The sequence below is a fragment of the Sinorhizobium sp. NG07B genome (genome assembly GCF_002532005.1).
GTDB classification, from domain to species: domain Bacteria; phylum Pseudomonadota; class Alphaproteobacteria; order Rhizobiales; family Rhizobiaceae; genus Sinorhizobium; species Sinorhizobium fredii_C.
On record NZ_NWTD01000001.1, the window covers coordinates 1,566,126 to 1,588,583 of the forward strand.

The 22,458-nt window shown below is 61.5% G+C and carries 25 protein-coding genes and 3 pseudogenes; 16 read left to right on the plus strand and 12 right to left on the minus strand.

Annotated elements, in window-relative coordinates:
- Positions 1-52 precede the first annotated feature (52 nt).
- The gene (gene tmk, locus CO664_RS07520; RefSeq protein WP_097538612.1) at positions 53-754 is read left to right on the plus strand and encodes a dTMP kinase; all 702 of its coding nucleotides are present in this window, start codon (positions 53-55) and stop codon (positions 752-754) included.
- Positions 751-1,782 carry a DNA polymerase III subunit delta' gene (locus CO664_RS07525; protein ID WP_097538295.1) on the plus strand — a complete coding sequence of 344 codons (1,032 nt, stop codon included), beginning with the start codon at positions 751-753 and terminating at the stop codon, positions 1,780-1,782. The genes tmk and CO664_RS07525 overlap by 4 nt, the downstream gene beginning before the upstream one ends.
- A gap of 108 nt (positions 1,783-1,890) precedes the next feature.
- On the opposite strand, the gene CO664_RS07530 is transcribed toward CO664_RS07525, so the two are convergent.
- Positions 1,891-2,184, minus strand: coding sequence for a pyrophosphatase (locus CO664_RS07530; RefSeq protein WP_097538296.1), 294 nt, complete (start codon positions 2,182-2,184; stop codon positions 1,891-1,893).
- Between the two features lie 174 nt (positions 2,185-2,358).
- On the opposite strand from CO664_RS07530, the gene metG reads away from it, so the two are divergent.
- From metG to CO664_RS07550, 4 genes and pseudogenes are all read left to right on the plus strand, one after another.
- Positions 2,359-3,909 (plus strand): methionine--tRNA ligase, encoded by a 1,551-nt coding sequence (gene metG, locus CO664_RS07535; protein ID WP_097538297.1) that lies wholly within the window; start codon positions 2,359-2,361, stop codon positions 3,907-3,909.
- A 14-nt stretch (positions 3,910-3,923) separates the two neighbouring features.
- Positions 3,924-4,703 (plus strand): TatD family hydrolase, encoded by a 780-nt coding sequence (locus CO664_RS07540; RefSeq protein ID WP_037424465.1) that lies wholly within the window; start codon positions 3,924-3,926, stop codon positions 4,701-4,703.
- Positions 4,704-4,705: 2 nt separating this feature from the next.
- Positions 4,706-5,542 (plus strand): MBL fold metallo-hydrolase, encoded by an 837-nt coding sequence (locus CO664_RS07545; RefSeq protein WP_097538298.1) that lies wholly within the window; start codon positions 4,706-4,708, stop codon positions 5,540-5,542.
- Between the two features lie 177 nt (positions 5,543-5,719).
- Positions 5,720-6,152 (plus strand): annotated as a pseudogene (locus CO664_RS07550) (helix-turn-helix domain-containing protein); the annotation flags it as partial.
- Between the two features lie 83 nt (positions 6,153-6,235).
- Here the strand turns inward: CO664_RS07550 and CO664_RS07555 are convergent.
- Complete coding sequence (locus CO664_RS07555) at positions 6,236-6,883, minus strand: TetR/AcrR family transcriptional regulator (protein WP_097538299.1); 648 nt, start codon at positions 6,881-6,883, stop codon at positions 6,236-6,238.
- 215 nt (positions 6,884-7,098) lie between these two features.
- On the opposite strand from CO664_RS07555, the gene CO664_RS07560 reads away from it, so the two are divergent.
- A complete protein-coding gene (locus CO664_RS07560) occupies positions 7,099-7,992 on the plus strand; it encodes an NAD(P)/FAD-dependent oxidoreductase (RefSeq protein WP_097538300.1) in 894 nt (297 codons plus the stop codon).
- A 21-nt stretch (positions 7,993-8,013) separates the two neighbouring features.
- Positions 8,014-8,487 (plus strand): isoprenylcysteine carboxylmethyltransferase family protein, encoded by a 474-nt coding sequence (locus CO664_RS07565; protein ID WP_037425193.1) that lies wholly within the window; start codon positions 8,014-8,016, stop codon positions 8,485-8,487.
- On the opposite strand, the pseudogene CO664_RS31660 reads toward CO664_RS07565, so the two are convergent.
- The 3 genes and pseudogenes from CO664_RS31660 to CO664_RS07580 form a co-directional block, all read right to left on the minus strand.
- Positions 8,488-8,835: pseudogene (locus CO664_RS31660) on the minus strand (hypothetical protein); the annotation flags it as partial.
- A gap of 291 nt (positions 8,836-9,126) precedes the next feature.
- Positions 9,127-9,318, minus strand: a complete 192-nt coding sequence (locus CO664_RS07575) for a DUF6494 family protein (RefSeq protein WP_037425191.1) — start codon at positions 9,316-9,318, stop codon at positions 9,127-9,129.
- An 81-nt stretch (positions 9,319-9,399) separates the two neighbouring features.
- Positions 9,400-10,155 (minus strand): SDR family NAD(P)-dependent oxidoreductase, encoded by a 756-nt coding sequence (locus CO664_RS07580; RefSeq protein WP_097538301.1) that lies wholly within the window; start codon positions 10,153-10,155, stop codon positions 9,400-9,402.
- A gap of 349 nt (positions 10,156-10,504) precedes the next feature.
- Between CO664_RS07580 and CO664_RS07585 the strand changes: the two genes are divergently transcribed.
- The 7 genes and pseudogenes from CO664_RS07585 to CO664_RS07615 all read left to right on the plus strand — a co-directional run bounded on the left by CO664_RS07585 (position 10,505) and on the right by CO664_RS07615 (position 15,129).
- A complete protein-coding gene (locus tag CO664_RS07585; protein ID WP_097524838.1) occupies positions 10,505-11,089 on the plus strand; it encodes a L,D-transpeptidase in 585 nt (194 codons plus the stop codon).
- A gap of 190 nt (positions 11,090-11,279) precedes the next feature.
- Entirely contained in the window at positions 11,280-11,423 is a 144-nt protein-coding gene (locus CO664_RS07590; RefSeq protein WP_037383394.1) for a hypothetical protein, read from the plus strand.
- A 155-nt stretch (positions 11,424-11,578) separates the two neighbouring features.
- Complete coding sequence (locus CO664_RS07595) at positions 11,579-12,166, plus strand: hypothetical protein (protein WP_097538302.1); 588 nt, start codon at positions 11,579-11,581, stop codon at positions 12,164-12,166.
- Between the two features lie 76 nt (positions 12,167-12,242).
- Positions 12,243-12,830, plus strand: coding sequence for a protein-S-isoprenylcysteine O-methyltransferase (locus CO664_RS07600; RefSeq protein WP_097538303.1), 588 nt, complete (start codon positions 12,243-12,245; stop codon positions 12,828-12,830).
- 10 nt (positions 12,831-12,840) lie between these two features.
- Positions 12,841-13,623: a 2-oxo acid dehydrogenase subunit E2 gene (locus CO664_RS07605; protein WP_037425178.1), complete on the plus strand. Its 783-nt coding sequence runs from the start codon at positions 12,841-12,843 to the stop codon at positions 13,621-13,623.
- Positions 13,620-14,465, plus strand: a pseudogene (locus CO664_RS07610) (SDR family NAD(P)-dependent oxidoreductase); the annotation flags it as partial. The gene CO664_RS07605 and the pseudogene CO664_RS07610, both read left to right, overlap by 4 nt.
- Positions 14,466-14,712: 247 nt before the next feature.
- Positions 14,713-15,129 (plus strand): DUF4864 domain-containing protein, encoded by a 417-nt coding sequence (locus tag CO664_RS07615; protein ID WP_176536511.1) that lies wholly within the window; start codon positions 14,713-14,715, stop codon positions 15,127-15,129.
- Positions 15,130-15,147: 18 nt separating this feature from the next.
- Here CO664_RS07615 and tgt read toward each other — a convergent pair whose 3' ends face one another.
- The 5 genes from tgt to coaD all read right to left on the minus strand — a co-directional run bounded on the left by tgt (position 15,148) and on the right by coaD (position 19,055).
- On the minus strand, positions 15,148-16,278 hold the full coding sequence (gene tgt, locus CO664_RS07620) for a tRNA guanosine(34) transglycosylase Tgt (protein WP_097538305.1): 1,131 nt from the start codon (positions 16,276-16,278) through the stop codon (positions 15,148-15,150).
- Positions 16,275-17,354: a tRNA preQ1(34) S-adenosylmethionine ribosyltransferase-isomerase QueA gene (gene queA / locus CO664_RS07625; RefSeq protein WP_097538306.1), complete on the minus strand. Its 1,080-nt coding sequence runs from the start codon at positions 17,352-17,354 to the stop codon at positions 16,275-16,277. The genes tgt and queA overlap by 4 nt, the downstream gene beginning before the upstream one ends.
- Positions 17,355-17,430: 76 nt before the next feature.
- Positions 17,431-17,940, minus strand: coding sequence for a peptidylprolyl isomerase (locus CO664_RS07630; RefSeq protein WP_097524836.1), 510 nt, complete (start codon positions 17,938-17,940; stop codon positions 17,431-17,433).
- 23 nt (positions 17,941-17,963) lie between these two features.
- A complete protein-coding gene (locus CO664_RS07635) occupies positions 17,964-18,536 on the minus strand; it encodes a peptidylprolyl isomerase (RefSeq protein WP_097524835.1) in 573 nt (190 codons plus the stop codon).
- A gap of 24 nt (positions 18,537-18,560) precedes the next feature.
- Positions 18,561-19,055, minus strand: coding sequence for a pantetheine-phosphate adenylyltransferase (coaD, locus tag CO664_RS07640; protein ID WP_097538307.1), 495 nt, complete (start codon positions 19,053-19,055; stop codon positions 18,561-18,563).
- Between the two features lie 226 nt (positions 19,056-19,281).
- Between coaD and CO664_RS31555 the strand changes: the two genes are divergently transcribed.
- Positions 19,282-19,413 carry a hypothetical protein gene (locus CO664_RS31555; protein ID WP_037425134.1) on the plus strand — a complete coding sequence of 44 codons (132 nt, stop codon included), beginning with the start codon at positions 19,282-19,284 and terminating at the stop codon, positions 19,411-19,413.
- A gap of 186 nt (positions 19,414-19,599) precedes the next feature.
- On the opposite strand, the gene CO664_RS07645 is transcribed toward CO664_RS31555, so the two are convergent.
- Both CO664_RS07645 and CO664_RS07650 read right to left on the minus strand, forming a co-directional pair.
- Entirely contained in the window at positions 19,600-21,000 is a 1,401-nt protein-coding gene (locus CO664_RS07645) for an MATE family efflux transporter (protein ID WP_097538308.1), read from the minus strand.
- Positions 21,001-21,135: 135 nt separating this feature from the next.
- Positions 21,136-22,437 (minus strand): TCR/Tet family MFS transporter, encoded by a 1,302-nt coding sequence (locus tag CO664_RS07650; protein WP_097524832.1) that lies wholly within the window; start codon positions 22,435-22,437, stop codon positions 21,136-21,138.
- Positions 22,438-22,458 lie beyond the last annotated feature (21 nt).

The window sequence follows — 22,458 nt, forward strand, 5'->3', positions numbered from 1 at the left end:
TGCGGTGCTTGACGGTTCCTTCCGCCAGATCAATCGGCTAAACAGAACCGGTATGCACGCCGATCTGGAAGAACTTGTGTCGCTGACAAAGGGATTGTTCGTAACATTCGAGGGTGGAGAAGGGGCGGGAAAATCGACCCAGATGCGCCTTCTCGCCGATTCGCTCAGCGCCCGAGGCTTTGACGTGCTGACCACCCGTGAGCCCGGCGGCTCCATAGGGGCGGAGGCGGTCCGCCACGTCTTACTGTCGGGTGCAGCGGAACCCTTCGGTGTCCGCATGGAGGCGATTCTGTTCGCGGCGGCGCGCAGCGACCATGTCGAGGAAGTCATCCGCCCCGCCTTGCAGCACGGGAGGATCGTGCTCTGTGACCGCTTCATGGATTCCTCCCGCGTCTATCAGGGCGTCACCGGCAATCTCGAGCCCGGCTTCATCGAAACGCTCGAGCGCGTCGCCGTGAACGGCGTCATTCCCGATCGGACGATCATCTTCGATCTGCCTGCTGAGGTCGGGTTGGAACGCGCCCGGCGCCGTTCCAGCGAGGACCCGGACCGCTTCGAAAAGGAGCAGCTCGAGACGCACGAGAAGCGCCGCGAGGCTTTCCTCGACATTGCCGAGGCCGATCCCCAGCGGTGCCGGGTCGTCGATGCCACCCGTCCTACGGAGGCGATCGCAGCGGAAGTGCTTAGGCTGGTGGAGGCGCTGCTGCCGGGCAATGGCGAACCGCAGTCGTCCGCGGTCGAAGCGGCATCATGACCATGGAACGTCCCGGCGTGCTCGAGGGGGCAGTCGCTCCCGTGGAAAACAACAAGCTCTTCGGCCATCGTGAAGCCGAAGCCTTTCTTGCCCAGAGCTACAGGTCCGGCAAGGGCCACCATGCAATCCTCATCGAAGGCCCCGAGGGGATCGGCAAGGCGACGCTCGCGTTCCGGTTCGCCAATCATGTGCTCAGCCATCCCGAGCCCGCGGAGGCGCCCGAACTCCTCGACGATCCCTATCCGGCGTCGCTCGTCACGCGGCAGCTTGCCTCCGGCGCGTCGCACAATCTGTTGCATCTCACGCGCCCCGTCGACGAGAAGACGGGCAGGGCTAAGGGAGCGATCACCGTGGACGAGGTCCGCCGCGCCGGAAAATTCTTCGGGCAGACATCGGGCACGGGGAACTGGCGCATCGTCATCGTCGATCCCGCCGACGATCTCAACCGCAATGCCGCCAACGCGATTCTGAAGATCCTCGAGGAGCCGCCGCGCCGCTCACTGTTTCTCGTGCTGACGCACGCGCCCGGAAAGCTGTTGCCGACGATCCGTTCGCGCTGCCTGCCGCTGCGGCTGAAGCCGCTCGAAGCGGAGCCAATGCGCCTGGCGCTCGCCCATCTGGGCTTCGATCTGGCCGTTTCGAGCGCCGATGGAATCATTGCCGCGGCGAGCGGCAGCGTTTCCGAGGCGCTGAAGCTGATCAATTATGGCGGGCTCGACATCGCAGCCGCCTTCGAGGACGTTCTCGCAGGGAAGGGCCCGGCCGTCCGCAAGCAGATGCACAAGCTCGCCGACATTCTCTCGGCGAGGGACAACGAAACGATTTACGACTTCTTCTCGTCGCTCGTCACGGGGAGGGTGATGCGGCTGGCGCGCGAGGCGGCCATTGCCGGCGACATTCACCGAGCCGAGCGCTTCGCCAGGCTCTCCGGCAGCTTCGGCGAGCGGCTGACCGTAAGCGACGCCTATAATCTCGATCGCAAGCAGACGATCCTGTCCCTGCTCGACGATTTGAAGGACGCCCTATAGGTCCGGCCTGAATTTCCACTTCCGCTCGATCGCCGCGGCAAAGGTTGATATCGTTACTGCATGATTCCTTAAATCGGAATCGATTTGAGGAAAAAATCATTCAGCAATTCAAAGTGCTACAGCGGCCTTTGCTCGTCTATAGACGCGCGGCGCTGTAGTGTAGGCGAAGAGCAGGACATGGCCGAGAAGATCGGCCGTCTCGTCTGCAAGCGACCGTCGCAATACGTCGATCGGCGTGCCAGCCGTTCGCCCGCGACCGCTCGCCTTGTTCCATGCCTGTTTCAGTTCGCCGAGCTCCTCCTGCAGCCTCAGAATGTACCAGTCCGGATCTCGGACGATGGCGTGTTGGTTGGCATAGGCAGCCGAAGCTTTTTCGAACTTTTCCTTGAGATCACGCAGCATCGCTTTCCCCTTTCCGTGTTTATGGTTTGTTCCCACCGGCCGCAGATGTCAACGGCCAAGCTGCCTGAAGACGCTACTGTCCCTCAGGGTTTTTCTGGGCATAGCGGTTCCCTACCTAAAGGCGATGCGCTAATAGCAGCCATAGTTTCCGATCCGAGATAAATCGAAGCCGCCATGAGAGATACGTCCCCGTTCTACATCACCACCGCGATTTCTTACCCGAACGGCAAGCCGCATATCGGCCACGCCTATGAGCTGATCGCGACGGACGCCATGGCGCGCTATCAGAGGCTGGACGGGCGCGAGGTCTTCTTCCTGACGGGGACCGACGAACACGGCCAGAAGATGCAGCAGACGGCACGCAAAGAGGGGATCTCGCCGCAGGAGCTTGCCGACCGCAACTCGGCGGAGTTCGAAAAGATGGCCGAACTGCTCAACGCATCGAACGACGATTTCATCCGCACCACGGAGGAGCGTCATCACGAGGCGTCGCAGGCAATCTGGATCCGCATGGGCGAGGCGGGTGATCTTTACAAGGATTCCTATGCCGGCTGGTACTCTGTTCGCGACGAGGCCTATTACCAGGAAAACGAGACGGAACTGCGCGACGACGGTGTGCGCTACGGGCCGCAGGGAACGCCGGTCGAGTGGGTGGAAGAGGAGAGCTACTTCTTCCGTCTGTCGGCCTATCAGGACAAGCTCCTGAAACTTTACGAGGACAACCCCGATTTCATCGGCCCCGCAGAGCGGCGCAACGAGGTGATCTCCTTCGTCAAGTCGGGCCTGAAGGATCTGTCGGTCTCGCGCACGACCTTCGACTGGGGCATCCGGGTGCCGAACGATCCTGCCCATGTCATGTATGTCTGGGTGGACGCCTTGACGAACTATCTCACCGCGACGGGCTATTTGGCCGATCCGTCGGGACCGCGGGCAAAGTTCTGGCCGGCGAATATCCACGTCATCGGCAAAGACATCATCCGCTTCCATGCCGTCTACTGGCCGGCTTTCCTGATGTCGGCGGGCCTGCCGCTGCCGAAACGCGTCTTCGCGCATGGTTTCCTGCTCAACAAGGGCGAGAAGATGTCGAAGTCGCTCGGCAACGTGGTCGACCCGTTCAACCTCGTCGAACATTTCGGCTTGGACCAGATCCGCTATTTCTTCCTGCGGGAAGTCTCCTTCGGCCAGGACGGCAGCTACAGCGAGGAGGGAATCGCGACCCGCATCAATTCAGACCTAGCCAACGGTATCGGCAATCTTGCCAGCCGCTCTCTGTCTATGATCGTCAAGAACTGCGACGCCCAGATTCCGGTCTGCGGTCCGCTGACGGGCGAGGATAAGGCGATGCTCGTTGCCGCCGATTCGCTCCTCGATACGACGCGTGAGGAAATGGGCAAGCAGCTCATCCACCGCGCGCTCGCCGCGATCATTGCCGTGGTTTCCGAGACGGACCGCTATTTCGCCGGGCAGGAACCCTGGGCGCTCAAGAAGACTGATCCGGAGCGCATGGGGACCGTGCTCTACGTGACGGCGGAGGTGGTGCGCCAGATCGCGATCCTGCTGCAGCCCTTCATGCCCGAATCGGCGGGCAAGCTCTTGGATCTGGTGGCGGTCCCCGAAGAAAGGCGCAGTTTCGCCGACCTTGGCGAGCCGGGCCGCCTGGTTCCCGGCACGCCGCTCGAGGCGCCGAAGCCGGTCTTTCCGCGCTACGTTGCACCGGAAGCGTAAGCGAGAGCGAACGGATGCTGATCGACACGCACTGCCATCTGGATTTTTCGGATTTCGACGCCGAGCGCGACGAGATCATCCAACGCGCCCGGCAGGCAGGCGTGACCCAGATGGTGACAATCTCGACCCGCGTGAAGCGCTTCGAGTCGATATTGGTGATCGCCGAGAAATACGAGAACGTCTTCTGCTCGGTCGGTACCCATCCGCACAACGCCGACGAAGAGCTGGACATCACGGCGAAGGACCTCGTGCGCCTGTCGGCCCATCCGAAGGTGGTGGCGATCGGCGAGGCGGGTCTTGACTATTTCTACGACAATGCACCGCGAGATGCGCAGGCGGAGGGTCTGCGTCGCCATATAGCGGCGGCGCGCGAAACCGGGCTGCCGCTCGTCATTCACAGCCGGTCGGCGGACGAGGATATGGCTGCGATCCTGACGGAGGAAGCGGGGAAGGGTGCCTTCCCCTTCCTTCTCCACTGCTTCTCTTCCGGAGCCGACCTGGCGCGCACCGGCGTCGATCTCGGCGGCTATGTCTCCTTTTCGGGAATCCTGACCTTCCCGAAGTCTCAGGAACTGAGGGATATAGCCAAGACGATCCCGCGCGATCGCCTGATCGTCGAAACGGATGCGCCCTATCTGGCGCCGAAGCCTTTCCGCGGCAAGCGCAACGAGCCGGCCTATGTTGCGCACACGGCCGACGTCCTCGCCGAAACAATCGGCGTCACGAAAGAGGAAATTGCGGAGATCACGACGGAAAACGCCTTGCGAATCTTTTCCAAGATGCCGAGGCTCTAGACGTGGCGTTTCGGCGGGTCTTCACCATCCTGGGCTGCGGCTCGTCGCCCGGGGTGCCGCGCATCACCGGCGACTGGGGTGCCTGCGATCCGTCAAATCCACGCAATCGCCGCTTGCGCGCCGCGCTGCTCGTGGAGCAGTTCGCACCGGACGGCGGCAAGACGACCGTCGTCATCGACACAGGCCCCGATTTCCGCACCCAGATGGTGGCGGCCGATGTGTGCCACATCGACGCCGTGCTTTACACGCATGCGCATGCGGATCATCTGCACGGCATCGACGATCTGCGCGGCTTCGTCATCGAAAACCGCAGGCGTGTGCCGATCTGGGCGGACGCCTATACCATGGCTCGGATTCGCGACGGATTCCGCTACTGCCTGGAAGCGCCGCCCGGCAGCGGATATCCGCCGATCGTCGAACCGCATGTCATCCCAGAGGATCTTCCGCCGGTTATCGTCCACGGCGCCGGCGGATCGATAGCCTTCCAGCCTCTGATGCAGTTTCATGGAAACATCCATTCGCTCGGCTTCCGCATCGGCAATTTTGCCTACTGCAGCGACGTCAGCGACTTTCCGGCCGAGACGATCGGCAAGCTGAGCGAACTCGATCTGCTGGTCATCGACACCTTGCAATACAAGTTTCATCCAAGCCATCTGTCGCTGGTGCAGTCGCTCGGCTGGATCGAGCGACTGCAGCCGAAGCGCGCCGTACTGACGCACATGCATGTGCCGCTCGACTATGAAGTCGTGCGCGACGAGACGCCGGACCATGTCGAGCCGGCCTATGACATGATGCGGCTGGAGCTCGAAGTCGACGTGCCGACCGCCGAAGAGGCGTAAAGGCTGCCTGACAAGATTTGCCTGCAAGCTTTTGATTCGGATTGAAATAGTGGAATTATCTCCGATGGGTTAGTTCCATAATCTATCTTATGCGATTTTTCTATTGGCCGGGGTACATTCTATTTCCAAGTGCGACATGGCAATAAAGACAATGAGTTGGCCCTTGGAATTTTTTGCATGTCGCTTTGCTATTCGCAGCTCACCCTTCCCGATCGTCGTCGTTTGCATCAGCTGATGGAACGCAAGGTTTCGGTTGCCGAGATTGCTCGGCAGCTCGGCCGTCATCGCTCGACGATCTACCGCGAGCTGAAGCGCAACACCTTTCACGATGCCGAGTCTCCGGAATACAGCGGCTACTACAGCGGCATTGCCAACGACATCTCCAAGGAGCGTCGCGACGGCTTCGCAAGCTCAGGCGTCACCCGCAATTACGTGGATCGAGCAGCGGAAGGCGCTTTGGTCGCCGGAGCAGATCGCCGGTCGCCTGCTTGCCGATGGCGTGAGCGCAGTCCGCGTCTGCAGCGAGACGATCTATCGCTTTATCTACGGCAAGGAAGACTATGCGCTGGAGCTCTATCGGCATATGCTGCAAGGCCGCCGCAAGCGCCGCCGCGCCGCTCCCGCGAGCCGGCGATGGCTTAATCCCGTTTGATTGCAGGATCGACCAACATCCTGATTTTGATCCTAACTAGGCTATCCGCCTGCGTGGTCGTTGCCACCGTGCGCGGCGATGAACATGGCAACGGCCGACCGGCAATAGGATTCGATTTCGTTGTCGTCCTCTGCTCTCGCCTGATCGAAGCGTGCGATAATCAGGAGATCGCATCCTTTGAAAAGCGCAGCAAACAAGCGGGCGGACCGGAGGGGATCTGGCACGTTCAGAACCGCCTTCGCGTGCAACTGACGCAACAGGGCCTCGATTTGGGCGATGATATGGGCGGGGCCGGCTTCGTAATGAAGCTTGCTTAATGAGCTTTGATTGGTCTTGTCGGCCATGACCATGGCTTCGACACCGCTGACGTCCGGGCGCAACAGCGTGCGAAGCAGGGATGATCCCACCGCCATGAGCTGATCTTCGACCGAACCGTCGACGCCTTCAAAAAGGGCCTGTGGTAAAAACTGATGGCAGCGAGCCGTAAAGGCCGCCCCGAACAGCGCCTCCTTGTTCTCGAAGTGCTTGTAGATGCTGAGCTTGGATATTTTCGCTCGCTGGGCGATCTTGTCCAATGTCGTCGCGTGAAAACCCAATTCCGCAAAGAGTTCGCTCGCTGCGTCGACTATCGTTTGGCCAAGCGCCTCGTTGACGGGCCGGCCGCGCCGGCTCTGACTATTTTCGCTCACAACAATTCCAGTCCTTGACAGTATCGTTATTCTTGAATTAGGATACCATGCAGTTTCAGAAATATGCAAGCCAAAGAATGAATCGAAAAACGAGGGTGCCATGCAACGACGAACACTGCTGAAGCTGACCGCGCTTTACACCATTGGCGTCCCCCGTGCCCAGGCCACCGCACAGCCCAAACCAACCCTCTATCCGCAAAACGGAGCCCCTCACCATGGATGACGTCATCATCATCGGCGGCAGCTTTGCCGGCCTCGCCGGCGCCCTGCAGCTCGGCCGTGCCCGCCGCAAGGTCACCGTTCTCGATACCGGCCTGCCGCGCAATCGCTTCGCTGGCCACTCGCATGGCTTGCTCGGTCACGATCACAAGCCTCCGCTGGACATCCTGGCCGAGGCGCGGCAGCAGCTGGCGCGTTATCCCACGATCAGGCTGGTCAATGCCCGGGCCGACAGCGTCTCCGGCGCCATCGATGATTTCTCCGTCCTTACTGGCGATGGCGAAAGCCTTGGGGCGCGGCGCCTGATCCTGAGCTATGGCGTCGCCGACCAGATGCCTGATGTTCCTGGCTTTGCCGAAGGCTGGGGCACGTCCATCGTGCCCTGCCCCTATTGCGACGGCTTTGAAGTCGCCGGCCAGCATTGGGGCCTCGTCTGGTCCGGCCCGCAGTCGCACAATCAGGTCAGGCTGTTCCACGATTGGACCCACAGATTGACGCTCTTCGCCGATGGTCACGACATTCCGCCGGATATCCGGGCCGATCTGGCGCGTCGCAACATACCTGTCGTCGAGGGCCGGATTACCGAGATCGCCCGTCACGGGGGCCATAGCGCCACCGTCAAGCTCGATACCGGCCCCGATGTCGCGGTCGACATCCTGTTCGCGCATCCGCGCAACAAGCCGTCCGCAAACCTGCATGAATCACTGGGCCTCGCCACGCTCGATACGCCCCTCGGCATCGCCCTCAAGGTCGACGAGCGCCGCGAAACCAGCATGCCCGGCATCTACGCCGCCGGCGACCTCGCCAACCCCCTCATGCCCTCGGTCACCACGGCATCATGGCAAGGCGCGATGGCAGGTATCTTCGCCCAGCAGTCGATGCTGGTTTGAGAGCACGGATTGGAGATGAGCATGGCCGTCGAACCGGACAGCGCGGGTGTGCGCTTCCCTCCGCCCTTGGTCTATCTTGCAGCGCTGCTGTTGGGGCTGGCGGCGGAGCGGTTCGTCTCCCTACGCTCTTTCGGCATCGACTGGCGGTTGCTGGTCGCGACGGGCGCGCTGCTATTCGTTGCCGGCGCGGCGATGATGCTTGCGGCGGCGGGGCTGCTCCGGCGGCTGGGCACCAACGTTCCGCCGTCGCAGCCAACGACCCTCATCGCAACGACCGGTCCTTATCGATGGACCCGCAATCCCATATATCTCGGCATGGCGCTTATCTATGCCGGCCTTGCGATCGGCTTCGACGGGCCGATCGCCTTTGCCTTGCTCCCGTTGGTGCTGATCGCGATCCAGACGCAGGTGATCGCCCGCGAGGAACGCTATCTCGAAGCGAAGTTCGGCGACGACTACCGCCGCTACAAGGCCGAGGTTCGCCGCTGGCTCTGACTATTCCGCCGCTGCCGCCTGCGGGGCCCTCTGCCGCGAGCTATCATATCCTGAAGGTTGCGGGCCGGTGTCACGGAAAACCGACTGGCCGGCTGACCCCGCAGTACACCCGGCGCCTGAGGAGACGCACATGTCTAAACCAGAGACACCGAAGCCAGCATCAGCATCTCTCGTCCGACTGCCCACGGAGAAGCCTGACACCACATGGTGTTCGAACACGTCACCTTCGACCTGCCATCGCGAGAACTCGCTAGTCAGATGCCCGCCGCACGATCTTTGCGACGAAGTCCGATTGCCGCCGGTGTAGAATTTCCAGTCGCCGTTTGTCTCCGCTGCCAGCTTGCGCTTGAGAGCCGCGTATTCGGCAGCGTCGTCCGGATGCGTGCGGAGCCAATCTCAAAGCATGCGCTTGACATGCGTGGCGTTCTCCGGGCCGCAGAGGTACAGCCGCGTTCCATGGGAGCCGCGTCCTGAGGTGAAGGTCCACATGCCATCACTGTAGGGATCGCCATGGAAGATAAATTTTTCCAGCAATCTTTGATTCTCAGTTGAAGAATTTGCCTGTCGGGGAATGGCGGAGCACCTAGCTATTCCGCCGGCGGTGTCTCGATAAGCTCGCCCTCCCTTCAAAGTCACCGGCTATGGAAGTTCGATTTCGCCGTCCACGACGTGGTTGAGACTGGTGCCTTCCGCCGTCAGCGTCATGCGGACCTTCAGCTTCTTGCCGCCGGTCTGCCCGTCACGCACGATCTCCTCGATCTTTCGCTGCGAGGTAATGCCGACCTCTTTCAGGAATTTGCGGATCGACATGTTGAAGGCGTCTTCACTCATCACGGAACTCCTCTGTGTCCAGCTAGGATTGTAAGAGAAGGCGGGCGGTCAAGGAAGCCGGGCGGTGCCTGGCGAGGCCCCTCAGTGAGCGGTGTAGGCGCCGTCCACGAGATGGTAGCTGCCGGTGATGAAACTTGCCTGGTCGGACAGGAGAAAGCAGACAAGAGCTGCCACCTCTTCGGGCGTGCCGCGCCGGCCCATCGGCTGCAGCGCTTCCAGCCTCCGGGTCTTCGCGAGCTCCGCATATTCCGACAGTAGCGGCGTTTCGATCCAGCCGGGACCGACCGCGTTGATGCGGATCCCCATGCGCGCATACTCGATCGCTGCCGTCTTTGTCAGCCCGACGACCCCATGCTTGGCCGCGGTATAGGCCGCTGCGGTGGGCAAGGCGACGGAAGCGAGAATCGACGTCACATTGACGATTGCGCCGCCTCCCCGTCCCAGCATGGCCGCGATCTCGTATTTCATGCAATGGAAGGTGCCGTTCAGATTGACGTCGATGACGCGCTGCCAGTTGTCGAGCGGGTAATCCCCCGTCGGTTTTCGGACTCCTTCAACGCCGGCATTGTTGACGGCGAGGTTCAGGCCTCCGCATTCCCTGACAGTGAAGTCCACCAGTTGCTCGACGGCGCCGGCGTCGGCGACATCGACTGTGAAAGGGCGGGCTCGACCCCCGTTCGCACGGATCCCGTCGACAATCTGCTGGGCAGCCTCAGGATTGAGATCGGCAACGACGACTTCTGCCCCATCGCCGCATAATTGCCGCGAGATGGCCGCGCCGATTCCCGAACCGCCGCCGGTTACGATGGCAATCTTGCCCTCGAAGCCCAGTTTCATGCTCTTAATCCTTCTTACCTCTTCCCACTCGCAGTCGAGCAGACACGGCTGGTTGCCGCAAGGGTTTAATCTATCCGCCAAGCTGGCCGCCCGATCGCTCGAACACGTCAGCCGGTCGTCGTTCGCGAGTCGGATCTGCGGCCGCAGGATTGGCGCAATCGAGAGGGGATAACGACAGCGAATCGGGCCGTCTGCCCCTTCGTACTGTCCCAAATCGAACATGCAATCCCCTGATTTAAAAGGCTTAATTCACCTCCTTGTGCCCGCCTGAGATGCGAGGCTTGGCCAGCACGCGCAGCAGTGTTAAACACGCAGTCTGGGGACTCACGTATTTTCTTAGCAGGTGAAGATGGACAAGAACCATGTTACGCGTCGCATGCTCGTATTGGGTAGTCTGGCTTTGCTGGCCACGGGATGCAGTTCGATCGTCCGACCAATCGAGAGCCCAATCGCTTCCAGGACGCGTATCGAGCCGCGCTACCGCAGGCAGGAAGTAGCCTATGACGGAGGCGAGGCACCGGGAACGATCGTCGTCAACACCGAGGAACGTTATCTCTACTACGTCGTGGGCGGCGGCACGGCGATTCGCTACGGCATCGGCGTCGGAGAGGAAGGCCGCACCCTCAAGGGCAGGGCCAGAATCGGCCGAAAGGCGGAGTGGCCCTCCTGGACCCCCACCGAAAACATGATGCGCCGAAAACCCCACCTGCGTCAGTATGCGGGGGGCGTCTCCGGCGGCTTACACAATCCGCTCGGCGCATCCGCCCTCTACCTCTATCGTGGCGGGCAGGACACGATGTTCCGCTTGCACGGCACGAACGAACCGTGGACGATCGGACAGGCAGTGTCGAGCGGTTGCATCCGCTTGACGAACGAAGACATCGTCGATCTTTACAGCCGGACCCCCGTCGGGACCACCGTATTGATCATCTGATGGTGTTTGCGCGCGTATTTGGTATAAATAATTAAGCCAGGTGTTTTGAAGTGACCGTTAAACAGTTCCGCACCGACAAAGCTGATGCCAACTGTGTCCTTCTTGCACTAGGCCTAGGCGCCGATCGCCACTATTACTTGGAGTGTTGCCTTCGATAAACCATTCCGACTATTGAGGAAAGGACTACTTGATGAGCAGAATTCTAATCGTGATGATTGCGTTGCTTTCTGTCGCCGGCCTGACCGCTTGCGACACGATCGGCAAGGGCAAAGGGAAGGCTCCGCCGCCTGTGGCAGCAGAGCCGGCAGTAGAGCCTGCTCCCGTTTACAAGTAACGCCTGAATTTGCTCCGTGGGAGACTCCAAGAGCCTCCCACGGAGCGCCTTTAGACCGAATCAGCCCAAGGCAGACGGTCGAAAACGCCACTGGTTGATACAAGCCGGCCCAAATTTTGCTAAAATAAAGTTCGGCGACAGAGCGAAGTGACGTGATGACATTTGCATCAAGCCGTTTTCTCCCTGTGATTCTGGTCGCATTCGCTGCAACGGCGTGCCAGACACAAGACAAGAAGCCACAACCCGCTTACGTGTCGAGCAGCCAGGCCGGCGGGTCAGCCAAGCTCCTCTCTCAAACCCGAGAACAAGGGTATTTCATCGAATTCCGCTCACGCTATGCGCTGAGCTACGGCCATACCTACGCGGTCTTCGGCCGAACGAATGCCTCGGGAGCAATGATCAACCCCGAGGTGGCAGGTCTTGCTCCGGCGACGAACGACGCGGCGCCCTATGTTCTGGGACATTTTTTCCCCGTGCCGGCGGAGACCGGAGCGAGCGACGGCGACCTCGAAGAGGAATACAGGTCGGCAAGCTGGCGTATCATGCTGAGCGAGGCGGAATACAACAAGGTGGTCGCCTTCATACGAAAGCTGAAGGAAAAGTCGCGTGTCTGGCACGCGTCGGTTTATAACTGCAATGCCTTCGTGGCCGAGATTGCGCGGTCCATGGGGTATCAGACCCCGGGCATCTGGCTAAGGCCGCAAGAATTCATTACAAGGCTCCGTGAAATGAATGGCGGCTGACGCGGTCGGCTTGAGCCCTCCCCGCTCGCCATTGGCACAATTGAAAATCGCAAGAGCCTTGTAAGCTAGGGTGAGCATGTCGATCGCTATCATCGGCCAGACTATTTGGGTGCTTGGCATTGTCGCTTGGTACTTTATTCGCCGTCCCTACGAGCGCCGCGCGAAGCGCGTGGAGGTCGTCAGCAATCGTCGCTCCGGCTCAGAGACGATCGGGCTGTCTGCGGCGCTGCTCGGCCTCGGAATCCTTCCAGGGATCTATGTGGTGACGGGCATCCCCGAGGCGGCCGACTATCCGGCGAGCGCTTGGGCCGTGGCCGTTGGGACCATCGTCTTCGCCCTCGCCATGTGGGTATTTCGCAGGACGCACAAGGAACTCGGCCGCAACTGGTCCATCACACTGGAGATTCGCGACCGGCATGAGCTGATCAGCGGGGGGCCCTACGCGCTCGTGCGCCATCCGATGTACACTTCCTTCATGCTCATGGGCGTTGGACAGGCCTTTCTGCTGGCGAACTGGGTCATGGGCGTTGCCGGGTTAGTCGGCTTCGCGATCCTATTTATTCTGAGGGTGGACGAGGAGGAGCGCATGATGCTGGAGACATTCGGCCCGCAATACCGCGCCTATATGGAAAAGACCAAGCGAATCATCCCCTATCTCTACTAGAGGTGCCCTGATGCGAGGCCGAGCTCTCAAGCTTTCGGCGCCGCGGCGCCTCGTCGGCGATTTGATGCGCTTTTCGATTCGTGTGCCGAGGGTCACCGTGCAGCGGCAGATGAATCTCGGTCCGCTGTTGAAAGCCCGGACGGCACAGCAAAGCAGGCCTTCCTGGACGGTGCTGTTCCTAAAAGGATACGCGCTTCTCTCGCTTGAAACCCCCGAGCTGCGACGGGCTTATGTTAAGCTGCCGAGACCACAGCTCTACGAATATCCTGGTAGCATCGCGTCGGTCGCCCATGAGCGCGAGCTCGATGGCGAGCGGGCCGTGCTTCTCAGCCTGATCAAGAACCCGGAGCGTCGGCCGATCAGCGAAATCGCCGCCCTGATCGAGGCGGCACGGACACGTCCGGTCAGGGACGTCAAGGAGTTCCGGCGAGCCCTGAAGATCGCCAAGCTGCCGGCGCCGATTCGCTGGCTTCTCATGTGGTTGGGGCTCAATCTCGGCCGCCCCCGAGGCCGTCATTTCGGAACCTTCCAGTTGTCCGTCTATTCGGGGCTCGGGGCCGAGTCGCTCAATCCGCTGACGCCGCTCACGACGATCTTCAACTACGGCCAGATCGACGATCAGGGCATGGTGACCGTCCGCATCCACTACGATCACCGAGTCATGGATGGCGCCAATGTGGCGCGGGCGTTGGAGCGATTCGAAAAAATCCTGAATGGCGAAATCGCCGCCGAGCTGTCCGGTCAATCGGAATCCGCCGCAGTCGCGCGCGCTGCCGCCTCGGGTGCGGCATGACAGAGCAGATGGAGCTGCGACCGGCCGTCGTCGTGGTGGGCGGCTCGCGCGGAATTGGCAAGGCAATGGCAGGCGCTGCCGCGAGCGACGGCGCAACCGTCGTGCTGGTGGCGCGGTCGCCGGACGATCTCACGGCGGCGGCTGCCGACATCAAGAGCGGCGGCGAGGTGTTCACCGTCTCGTTGGATCTTTCGGGAAAGGACGCGGCGCACGAGCTTGAATCATTTCTCTCGGCCAATGGCCTCTACTGCGACGTCCTGGTCAACAGCGCCGGCTATGGCCTCCGCGGCAGCGCGACGGTGTTGCCCGCCGGTGATCAGCTCGGCATCGTCGATCTCAACATACGCGCGCTGACCGATCTTACCCTTCGCTTCCTGCCTGGCATGATGTCGCGCGGCCGCGGCGGCGTCATCAATCTCGGCTCGGTCGCGAGCTTCACGCCTGGCCCCTACATGGCTCTTTACTATGCCAGCAAGGGCTTCGTGCGGTCGTTCTCGGAGGCTCTTCACCAGGAACTGCGTCGCACAGGGGTCACAGTAACCTGCGTCGCGCCCGGACCGGTGTCGACCGAGTTCCTCGAGCGATCGGGCGCCAACCGTGCGGCACTATTCAAGGTCTTGCCCAAGGTCGATTCGCAATATGTCGCCGCCTGCGCCTGGCGCGGCTTCAGGTCCGGCCGTCGCCTCGTGATACCGGGTATCTCGGCGAAGCTCGCCATTCTGACCGCCGCGCTTCTTCCCTCCGGGCTATTGCTGCCCCTGATCAGCCGCCTGCAGCGCCGGAGCAATGATCCCTGCCCTTGCGGGTCCGGCAAGAAATACATCGCATGTCACGGCGCCCGTCACCGCAGCGCAGACCGGATAGCCGTCAAGCGGGATAAGGCGAGCGCGTCGCGCGCCGAGGCAGTACCCGGATCACGAAATAGTGACTTTCTCCCAAGCGAGTCGAAGTCTTCTAAATAACTGTTTGTAGAATCAGTATTTTCTGCCGATCTCTACTGGCCGAAACCACGCCCTCCGCCGAAGATGGTTGCTTACAACAGAACCGCCGAGCATATGCTGTCAATGACGAAAGCCTAATGGAGGCTCCATGATGCGAGCAATCTCCGTCGCTCTCTGTCTGGTGCTCGCGCTCGGTGTGGGACGCACGTTGGCAGACCCTGTAGATAGAGCAAAATCGGTCATCCGCGCGCAGATCCAAGCTTTCATCGAGGACGACGCGGAAGCTGCCTATTCCTTTGCTTCCCCCGGAATCCGCGCGAAATTTCCGGATCAGGCGGTCTTTTTCGAGATGGTCAAGAAAAGCTATCAGCACCTCTATCGCCCGGGCAATTTCGCCTTCGGACGGTCGAAGCGTGTCGGCGACGAAGTGATCCAGGAAGTGCTTATCTCCGGAGCCGACGGCAAGGACTGGACGGCAATTTACGAGCTCGTGCCGCAACCGGACGGTAGTTACAGGATCAACGGTGTGATGATGGTGCAGACAGCGCCGGGTCCTGCGCTCTGAGCCTTCGGCGTCCCGAGGTCATACCGGCGGAAGGTCGCCGCGCTGCCAGCCTTCCTGGGTCTCTGCCATGAAATCAGCGTAACGCCCCTCCTCGATCGCCTTGCGGATCCCGGCCATCAGCTCCTGGTAATAGGCGAGATTGTTCCAGCTCAGAAGCATGCCGCCGAGCGATTCGTTCGAACGGATCAGATGGTGCAGGTAGGCGCGCGAATAGTCCCGCGTCGCCGGGCACGAGGATTGTTCATCGAGCGGCCGCAGGTCTTCGGCATGGCGCGCATTTCGCAGATTGATACGGCCGTAGCGCGTGAAGGCCAGTCCATGGCGTCCGGAGCGCGTCGGCATGACGCAGTCGAACATGTCGATCCCGTGCGCCACCGACTTCAGAATATCGTCCGGCGTTCCGACGCCCATCAGGTAGCGCGGTTTCTCCGCCGGCAGGATGGGACAAGTGACATCGAGCATCTCGAGCATCACCTCCTGCGGCTCGCCGACGGCAAGACCGCCGACCGCATAGCCCTTGAGATCAAGTCCCTTGAGCGCAAGGGCGGAACGTTCACGCAGTTTCGGAATGTCGCCGCCCTGCACGATTGCGAACATCGCCTTGCCCGGCTGGTCGCCAAAGGCGACCTTGCAGCGCTCCGCCCAGCGAATCGACATTTCCATGGCGCGCTCGATTTCGTCGGGCTCGGCCGGCAGCGCTACGCATTCGTCGAGCTGCATCTGTATGTCGCTGTCGAGCAGGCCCTGGATCTCGATCGAGCGTTCCGGCGACATGTGGTAAAGCGCGCCGTCGACATGGCTCTTGAAGGTGACGCCCTGCTCGTTAAGCTTGCGCAGGCTCGAGAGTGACATGACCTGGAATCCGCCGCTATCCGTCAGGATCGGCCGTTCCCAGCGGATGAAATTGTGCAGGCCGCCGAGCCGCGCGACGCGTTCGGCGCCAGGACGCAGCATCAGATGATAGGTGTTGCCGAGGATGATGTCGGCGCCAAGTTCGCGCACCTGATCGAGATACATGGCCTTGACCGTGCCGACGGTTCCGACCGGCATGAAGGCCGGCGTGCGGATCGTGCCGCGCGGCATCGAAACCTCGCCTCGGCGCGCCTTGCCGTCAGTCGCAAGCAGTTTGAATTGAAACGTCTCGGTCATTGATCTTTCCGGAAGAGCAGGCTGGCATCGCCGTAGGAGTAGAAGCGGTAGCCGGCTGCGATCGCATGGACATAGGCGGCCCGCATCGTGTCCAAGCCGGCAAAGGCGGACACGAGCATGAACAAGGTCGATTTCGGCAGGTGGAAATTGGTCATCAGCATGTCGGCGGCGCGGAAGCGATAGCCCGGGGTGATGAAGATGCCCGTCGGCCCCGACCAGGGACGGATCTGTCCTTCCTCCGTGGCGGCGCTTTCGATCAGCCTGAGCGACGTCGTTCCGACGCAGACGATGCGTCCGCCGCGGGCCCGAACCGCATTAAGCCTTTCTGCGGTCGCAGCGTCCATATGGCCGATCTCCTCGTGCATCACATGATCGTCGGTGTCGTCGGCCTTGACCGGAAGGAAGGTTCCCGCCCCCACATGAAGGGTGACGAAGTGGCGCTCGATTCCTGCCTCGTCGAGCCTGGCAAACAGCCGATCGGTGAAGTGCAGGCCCGCCGTCGGCGCCGCGACGGCTCCTTCCTCACGGGCATAGACCGTCTGATAATCGGCACGGTCGCGTGCATCCTCGGGCCGCTTGGAAGCGATATAGGGCGGCAGCGGAATGTGCCCTACCGACATGATCGCCTCATCGAGCACCGGTCCGGAAAGGTCGAAACGAAGCGTGACCTCGCCCGCCTCGCCCTTTTCTTCAACCGTTGCATCGAGCGAGCCGAGCAGGCAGGCAGTGCCGCCGTGGCCGAAACCGATCCGGTCACCCGGCTTCAGCCGTCGCGCCGGCCGGGCAAAGGCCTTCCAGCGGTCGGGCCCGACGCGCATGTGCAACGTCAACGAGACCTGCGTGGCGACGTCCTCGCCGCGTTGGCGAATGCCCTCGAGCTGTGCCGGGATAACCTTCGTATCGTTGAAGACGAGCGCATCGCCGGGCCGCAGGAACGCGGGGAGATCGAGCACGCCGTGGTCGGAGAGAACCGGCTCCGGCCGCACGACAAGCATGCGCGCGCTGTCGCGCGGGCTTGCTGGCCTCAGCGCAATGGAAGTCTCCGGCAGGTCGAAATCGAACAGGTCTACGCGCATCTGAGTGTCGAACAAAAGCAAACCCGCCCCGGCGGGCTCGCGGCCAGACCGGGGCGGGTTCGTGCATTAGCGCAAATCAGGCGTCGGCGGCAACCCGCATCGAGACGATCGAGTCGGGATCGCGCACCGGCTCGCCCCGCTTGATCTGGTCGATGTTTTCCATGCCTTCGATCACCTGGCCCCAGACGGAATACTGCTTGTTGAGCCAGGGAGCATCGGTAAAGCAGATGAAGAACTGGGAGTTTGCCGAATTCGGCATTTGGCTGCGGGCCATCGAGCAAGTGCCGCGCACATGCGAGATATCGGAGAACTCGGCTTTGAGGTCCGGCTTGGAGGAGCCGCCCATGCCGGCGCGGGCCGGATTGAAGTGCTCGCCGCCGGTCTTGCCGTACTGGACGTCGCCGGTCTGCGCCATGAAGTCCTCGATCACGCGATGGAAGACGACGCCGTCATAGGCGCCCTCGCGCGATAATTCCTTAATGCGGGCGACATGGCCCGGAGCGACGTCCGGCAGAAGCTCGATCACCACCCTGCCCTTGGTGGTTTCCATGATGATCGTGTTTTCCGGATCCTTGATCTCGGCCATGGTCTTTCTCCTTCTGTCTGATCTTATTTGCCGACCTTGACGCTGATCATGCGGTCAGGGTCCGTGACGGCGCCGTTGTTGGCGTCGTCGCCAAGCTTGATCTTGTCGACATTCTCCATGCCTTCGACGACCTTGCCGACGACCGTGTACTGTCCGTTGAGGAAGTCGCCAGGAGCGAACATGATGAAGAACTGCGAGTTGGCGCTGTTCGGGTCCTGCGAGCGTGCCATGCCGACGGTACCACGCTCGAAGGGAACATCCGAGAACTCTGCCGGCAGGTCAGGCTTCGAAGAGCCACCGGTGCCGGCAAGCTGCGGCTGAAAGCCGTCTTTCATATCGCCATACTGCACGTCGCCGGTCTGGGCCATGAAACCCTTGATCACCCGGTGGAAGGCAACATTGTCATACTCGCCGGCGGCGGCCAGGTCCTTGATCTGCTGCACGTGCTTCGGCGCGATGTCCGGGCGCAGCTCGATGACGACCGGGCCGTCTTTGAGCTCGATCGTCACGATATTGTCGCTCGACTGCGCCTGGGCGCCTCCCGTGAAGGTGGCGAGCGCCAGAGCGCCTGCAAAAGCGAGTTGAAGGATTTTCATGCGTTCTCCTTGCGTGGTGAAAGCTCAGGCCTTGTGCTTCGCCTGCAGCGCCTGAAAGACCGCCCTGGGCACAAAGGCGCTGACGTCGCCACCCATGGCTGCGATCTGGCGGACCAATGTGGCCGTAATGGGCCGGGATGCGGTCCCTGCAGGCAGAAACAGGGTCTGAATATCCGGCGCCATTTGCCGATTCATCCCGGCCATCTGCATCTCATAGTCGAGATCGGTGCCGTCCCGCAATCCGCGCACAAGAAGGCTTGCGCCATGCTGGCGGGCCGCATCCACGACCAGATTGTCGAAGGAAACGACGGCGATGTCCCCCGCCCTTTCTGGGAGGAATTCGCTTAGCGACCGGCGGATCAAATCCGCACGCTCCTCGAACGAAAAGAGCGGCGCCTTCCCGGGATGAATGCCGATCGCGACGATCACTTTCGACGATACGTTGAGCGCTTGAACGAGCACGTCAAGATGACCGTTCGTCATCGGATCGAAGGAGCCGGGATAGAAAGCCGTGGTCATCGCGCCTGTTTCCGTTGGTGAAGCCTTTTGTCACGGACGGCGCCTGATCGCAAGGGCGGCGCGATCCGTCTCTCCCTGTTCCGCCGGAAACAGCGGCTATCGGAGAATGAATGCTAGATGAATGCGACGTTCAAGCGGGTTTCACACCGGAAGTTGTAGCGTGAAACAACAAGTGAACGGAACTTTTCAATAGGGCGCGCCGTTTAGCAGACGAAAGGAGACGGCCATGGGACTTGCACTGTTTTCGATGGCGATGTTTTTCGCGATGATTTTTGCGACGATCAATGCGCTTCGCAGCGAGGCCCGTGACCGCGTGACGGTATTGTCGGTAGCAACGGATGGGCTGAGGAGAAAATGACGGCGGCTGCATCGCAGATTGCGTCGCCGTCGCATTGAAATGAAATGCCTCCAGGAAACTTCTGCCAGGAAGTTTCACACCAAGCGGTCTTGTTTCTTCCCCTGATGAGGCCGCTCATTCCCAGCCGGACGGCATCCCCTGCCCGTCCGGCTATTCTTTTGCCGATCTCCATAGCGCCCAAGCAACTCAAGCTGCAGTTTGGGCGCGCAGCGACTGGATAAGGCGGAAGAAGCGCCAGTTGAGCAGCAAGGCGGCAGCCGCCAGCCCCAGCACGAAGCCGAACCACACCCCGACGCCGCCGAAGTTCAGCGGAAAGGCGAAAGCCCAGGCGCAGACGAAGCCGATCGGCCAATAGGAAATCATCGCCATGATCATCGGCACCGTCGTGTCCTTGAGGCCGCGCAGCATCCCGGCGGCGATCGCCTGGAGCCCGTCCACCAACTGGAAAGCCCCGGCGATGACAATCAGCGGACCGGCGAAGGCCAGCACCTCGGCGGCATCCGGCCGGCCGGTGTCGAGATAGAGCGTCGCAAGCTGATATGGAAGCAGCGCGAAGATTGTGCTGCCGATGGCCGCGAACCCGGAGCCGAGGGCGAGTACTGCAACGGCGGAACGCCGGACGCCGACAAGATCGCCGCTGCCATAGGCGAGGCCGACGCGCACGGTGCCCGCCTGGGCGAGGCCAAGCGGAATCATGAAGGCGATCGAGGCGAACTGAAGGGCGATGCCGTGCGCGGCAAGCTCGATGGTACCGATCGTTCCCATGAGCAGAGAAGCGACGGTGAAGAGGCTCACTTCCGCAAGGATGGTCACCGAAATCGGGACCCCGAGATAGATGACTTCGCGGAAAGCCGGCCAGTCCGGTCTCCAGAAGCGCACGAACAGCTCGTAGCGATTGAGTTCAGGCTGGCCGCCTATGTAGCCGATCGTCAGCGCTGCACCGAGCAGCGCCACGCCCAGCGCCGCGACCGCAGCACCAAAAATGCCGAGCGCCGGAAAGCCGAAATGGCCATAGATCAGCACATAGCAGAGCACGGCGTTGAGAACCAAGGTCGCAAGCGTCACGTAAAGAATGATGCCGGCCCGCTCCAGGCCGGCGAGGAACGCCCGCAGCACCATGAAGATCAGGCTTGGAAAGATCGCCCATTGGGCGATGCGGAGATACTCCGCGGCAAGAGCCGAAACCTCCGGCTTCTGGCCGGCGAGAAGCAGGATCGGCTCGGCCATCCAGAGGACCGGCGCGGTGATGAGCCCGTAGAGCAAAACCACCCACATGCCCATGCGCACGGAGCGGCGAACCAAGGTACGATCTCCCCGGCCCTGGGCCTGTGCGACCATCGGCACCACGGCATTTGCGAAGCCGCTGCCGAAGATGAAGACGGTGAAGAAGAACTGCGTGGCAAGGATGATCGCGGCCAGCTGAACCGCCCCGAGCCTGCCGACCATCAGCACGTCCGTGGTATTGATGGCAAGCTGCGCAAGCTGGGCACCGATGAAGGGAACGCCGAGATAGATGCTGGCGCGAAAGTGGGTGCCCCATGAATTGTCGGTTTGCGCAGGCACAAATTCTCGGGTCGCGGTCAGCATGGACTAATCCTCGCTCTGCGGCGCAATGGATAGGATCAAACTCTAGGAATAAGCCGAATTACAGCACCACCGGAACGCGCGCCAGCGACAAGGGCGTCGCTGCTTAATTTTTCATCGTTCTATCAAGAAAATTGATCAATCCGCAGGCGCTTCGGATCTCCTGGCGAACTGCCCCTGCGGAGTGTCTGTCGGACCCCGCGCTGCATTCTCGAACGCATCGCTCGGGACGGGCCGCACCCTCAACAGGAAGACGGACAGGCTTGCGACGATGAGGCATGCCGCCACCGCATAGGGCGCGCCGGAGAATGAATAGACCGTTTCCGGCCTGGTGAAGAGCGAGAATATCTGCGTGAAGAGAAGCGGACCGAGGATCGTAGTCATGCTCGATATGCTGGTGAGAGCGCCTTGCAGCTCGCCCTGCGCCGACGGCGGCACATGGACGGAAGCGATGCTACGCAACGGCGGGTCGGCCAAACTCTCGAGCGCTGTCGCGACGATCACGGCATAGACCATCCAGCCCTGCCAGGCGGCCGCGTAGCCCGCCATGCCAAGCGCCGTAAAGGTCAGGCCGAGCGTTGCCGTCCTCCGCTCGCCCAGTTTCGCCACGACCGGCGGCAGGACGAGGGCCATGACGAGCGCTCCGCCGACGCCGAAAATGCCGAGCGACAGCCCGATCTGACCCTCGCTCCAGCCGTAGCGGTAGGACGAAACGAAGGACCAGACGGCCGGATAGACGGCATGGGCGAGCCAGTAGAGAAAGAAGACGAGACCTACCCAGCCAATACCCGGATAGTTGCGCATCTGCTTCAGCGCGCCGAGCGGGTTGGCCCGGTGCCACTCGAAGCGGCGCCGATTTGCCGGGTCGAGTGTTTCGGGAAGCAGGAACACGCCCACGGCGAAATTGACGAAGGACAACGCTGCCGCGCCATAAAAGGGAACGCGCGGGCCAAGTTCCCCGAGAAAGCCGCCGATGACCGGCCCGAGGGCGAAGCCGGTGCCGAAGGCGATACCGATCAGCCCGAAGTTCCTGGCGCGATTGGAATCGTCGCTGACGTCGGCGATGAAGGCGGAAGCGGTTCCGAAGCTCGCGCCGCTTATCCCGGCGAGGATTCGCCCGACGAAGAGCATCCAGTAGCTCGTTGCCACGGCGCAGATCAGGTTGTCGATCGCAAAGGTCAACACCGAGGCAAGCAGGACCGGCCGGCGTCCAAATCGATCGCTCAAATTGCCGATCAAGGGCGCGAAGAGGAACTGCATGCCGGAATAGACGAGCAGCAGCCAGCCGCCCTCGATGGCCGCCTCGCCGACGCTCGCCCCGGTCAGTTCCTGGAGATAGCTGGGCAGCACCGGCACGATGATGGCGATGCCCATGATGTCCAAAAGCAGGATCAGAAAGACGAGGAACAAGCCGCGTCGAACAAATATCTTGTCGAGCATCAAGCTCCTCCCCGCTGTCCG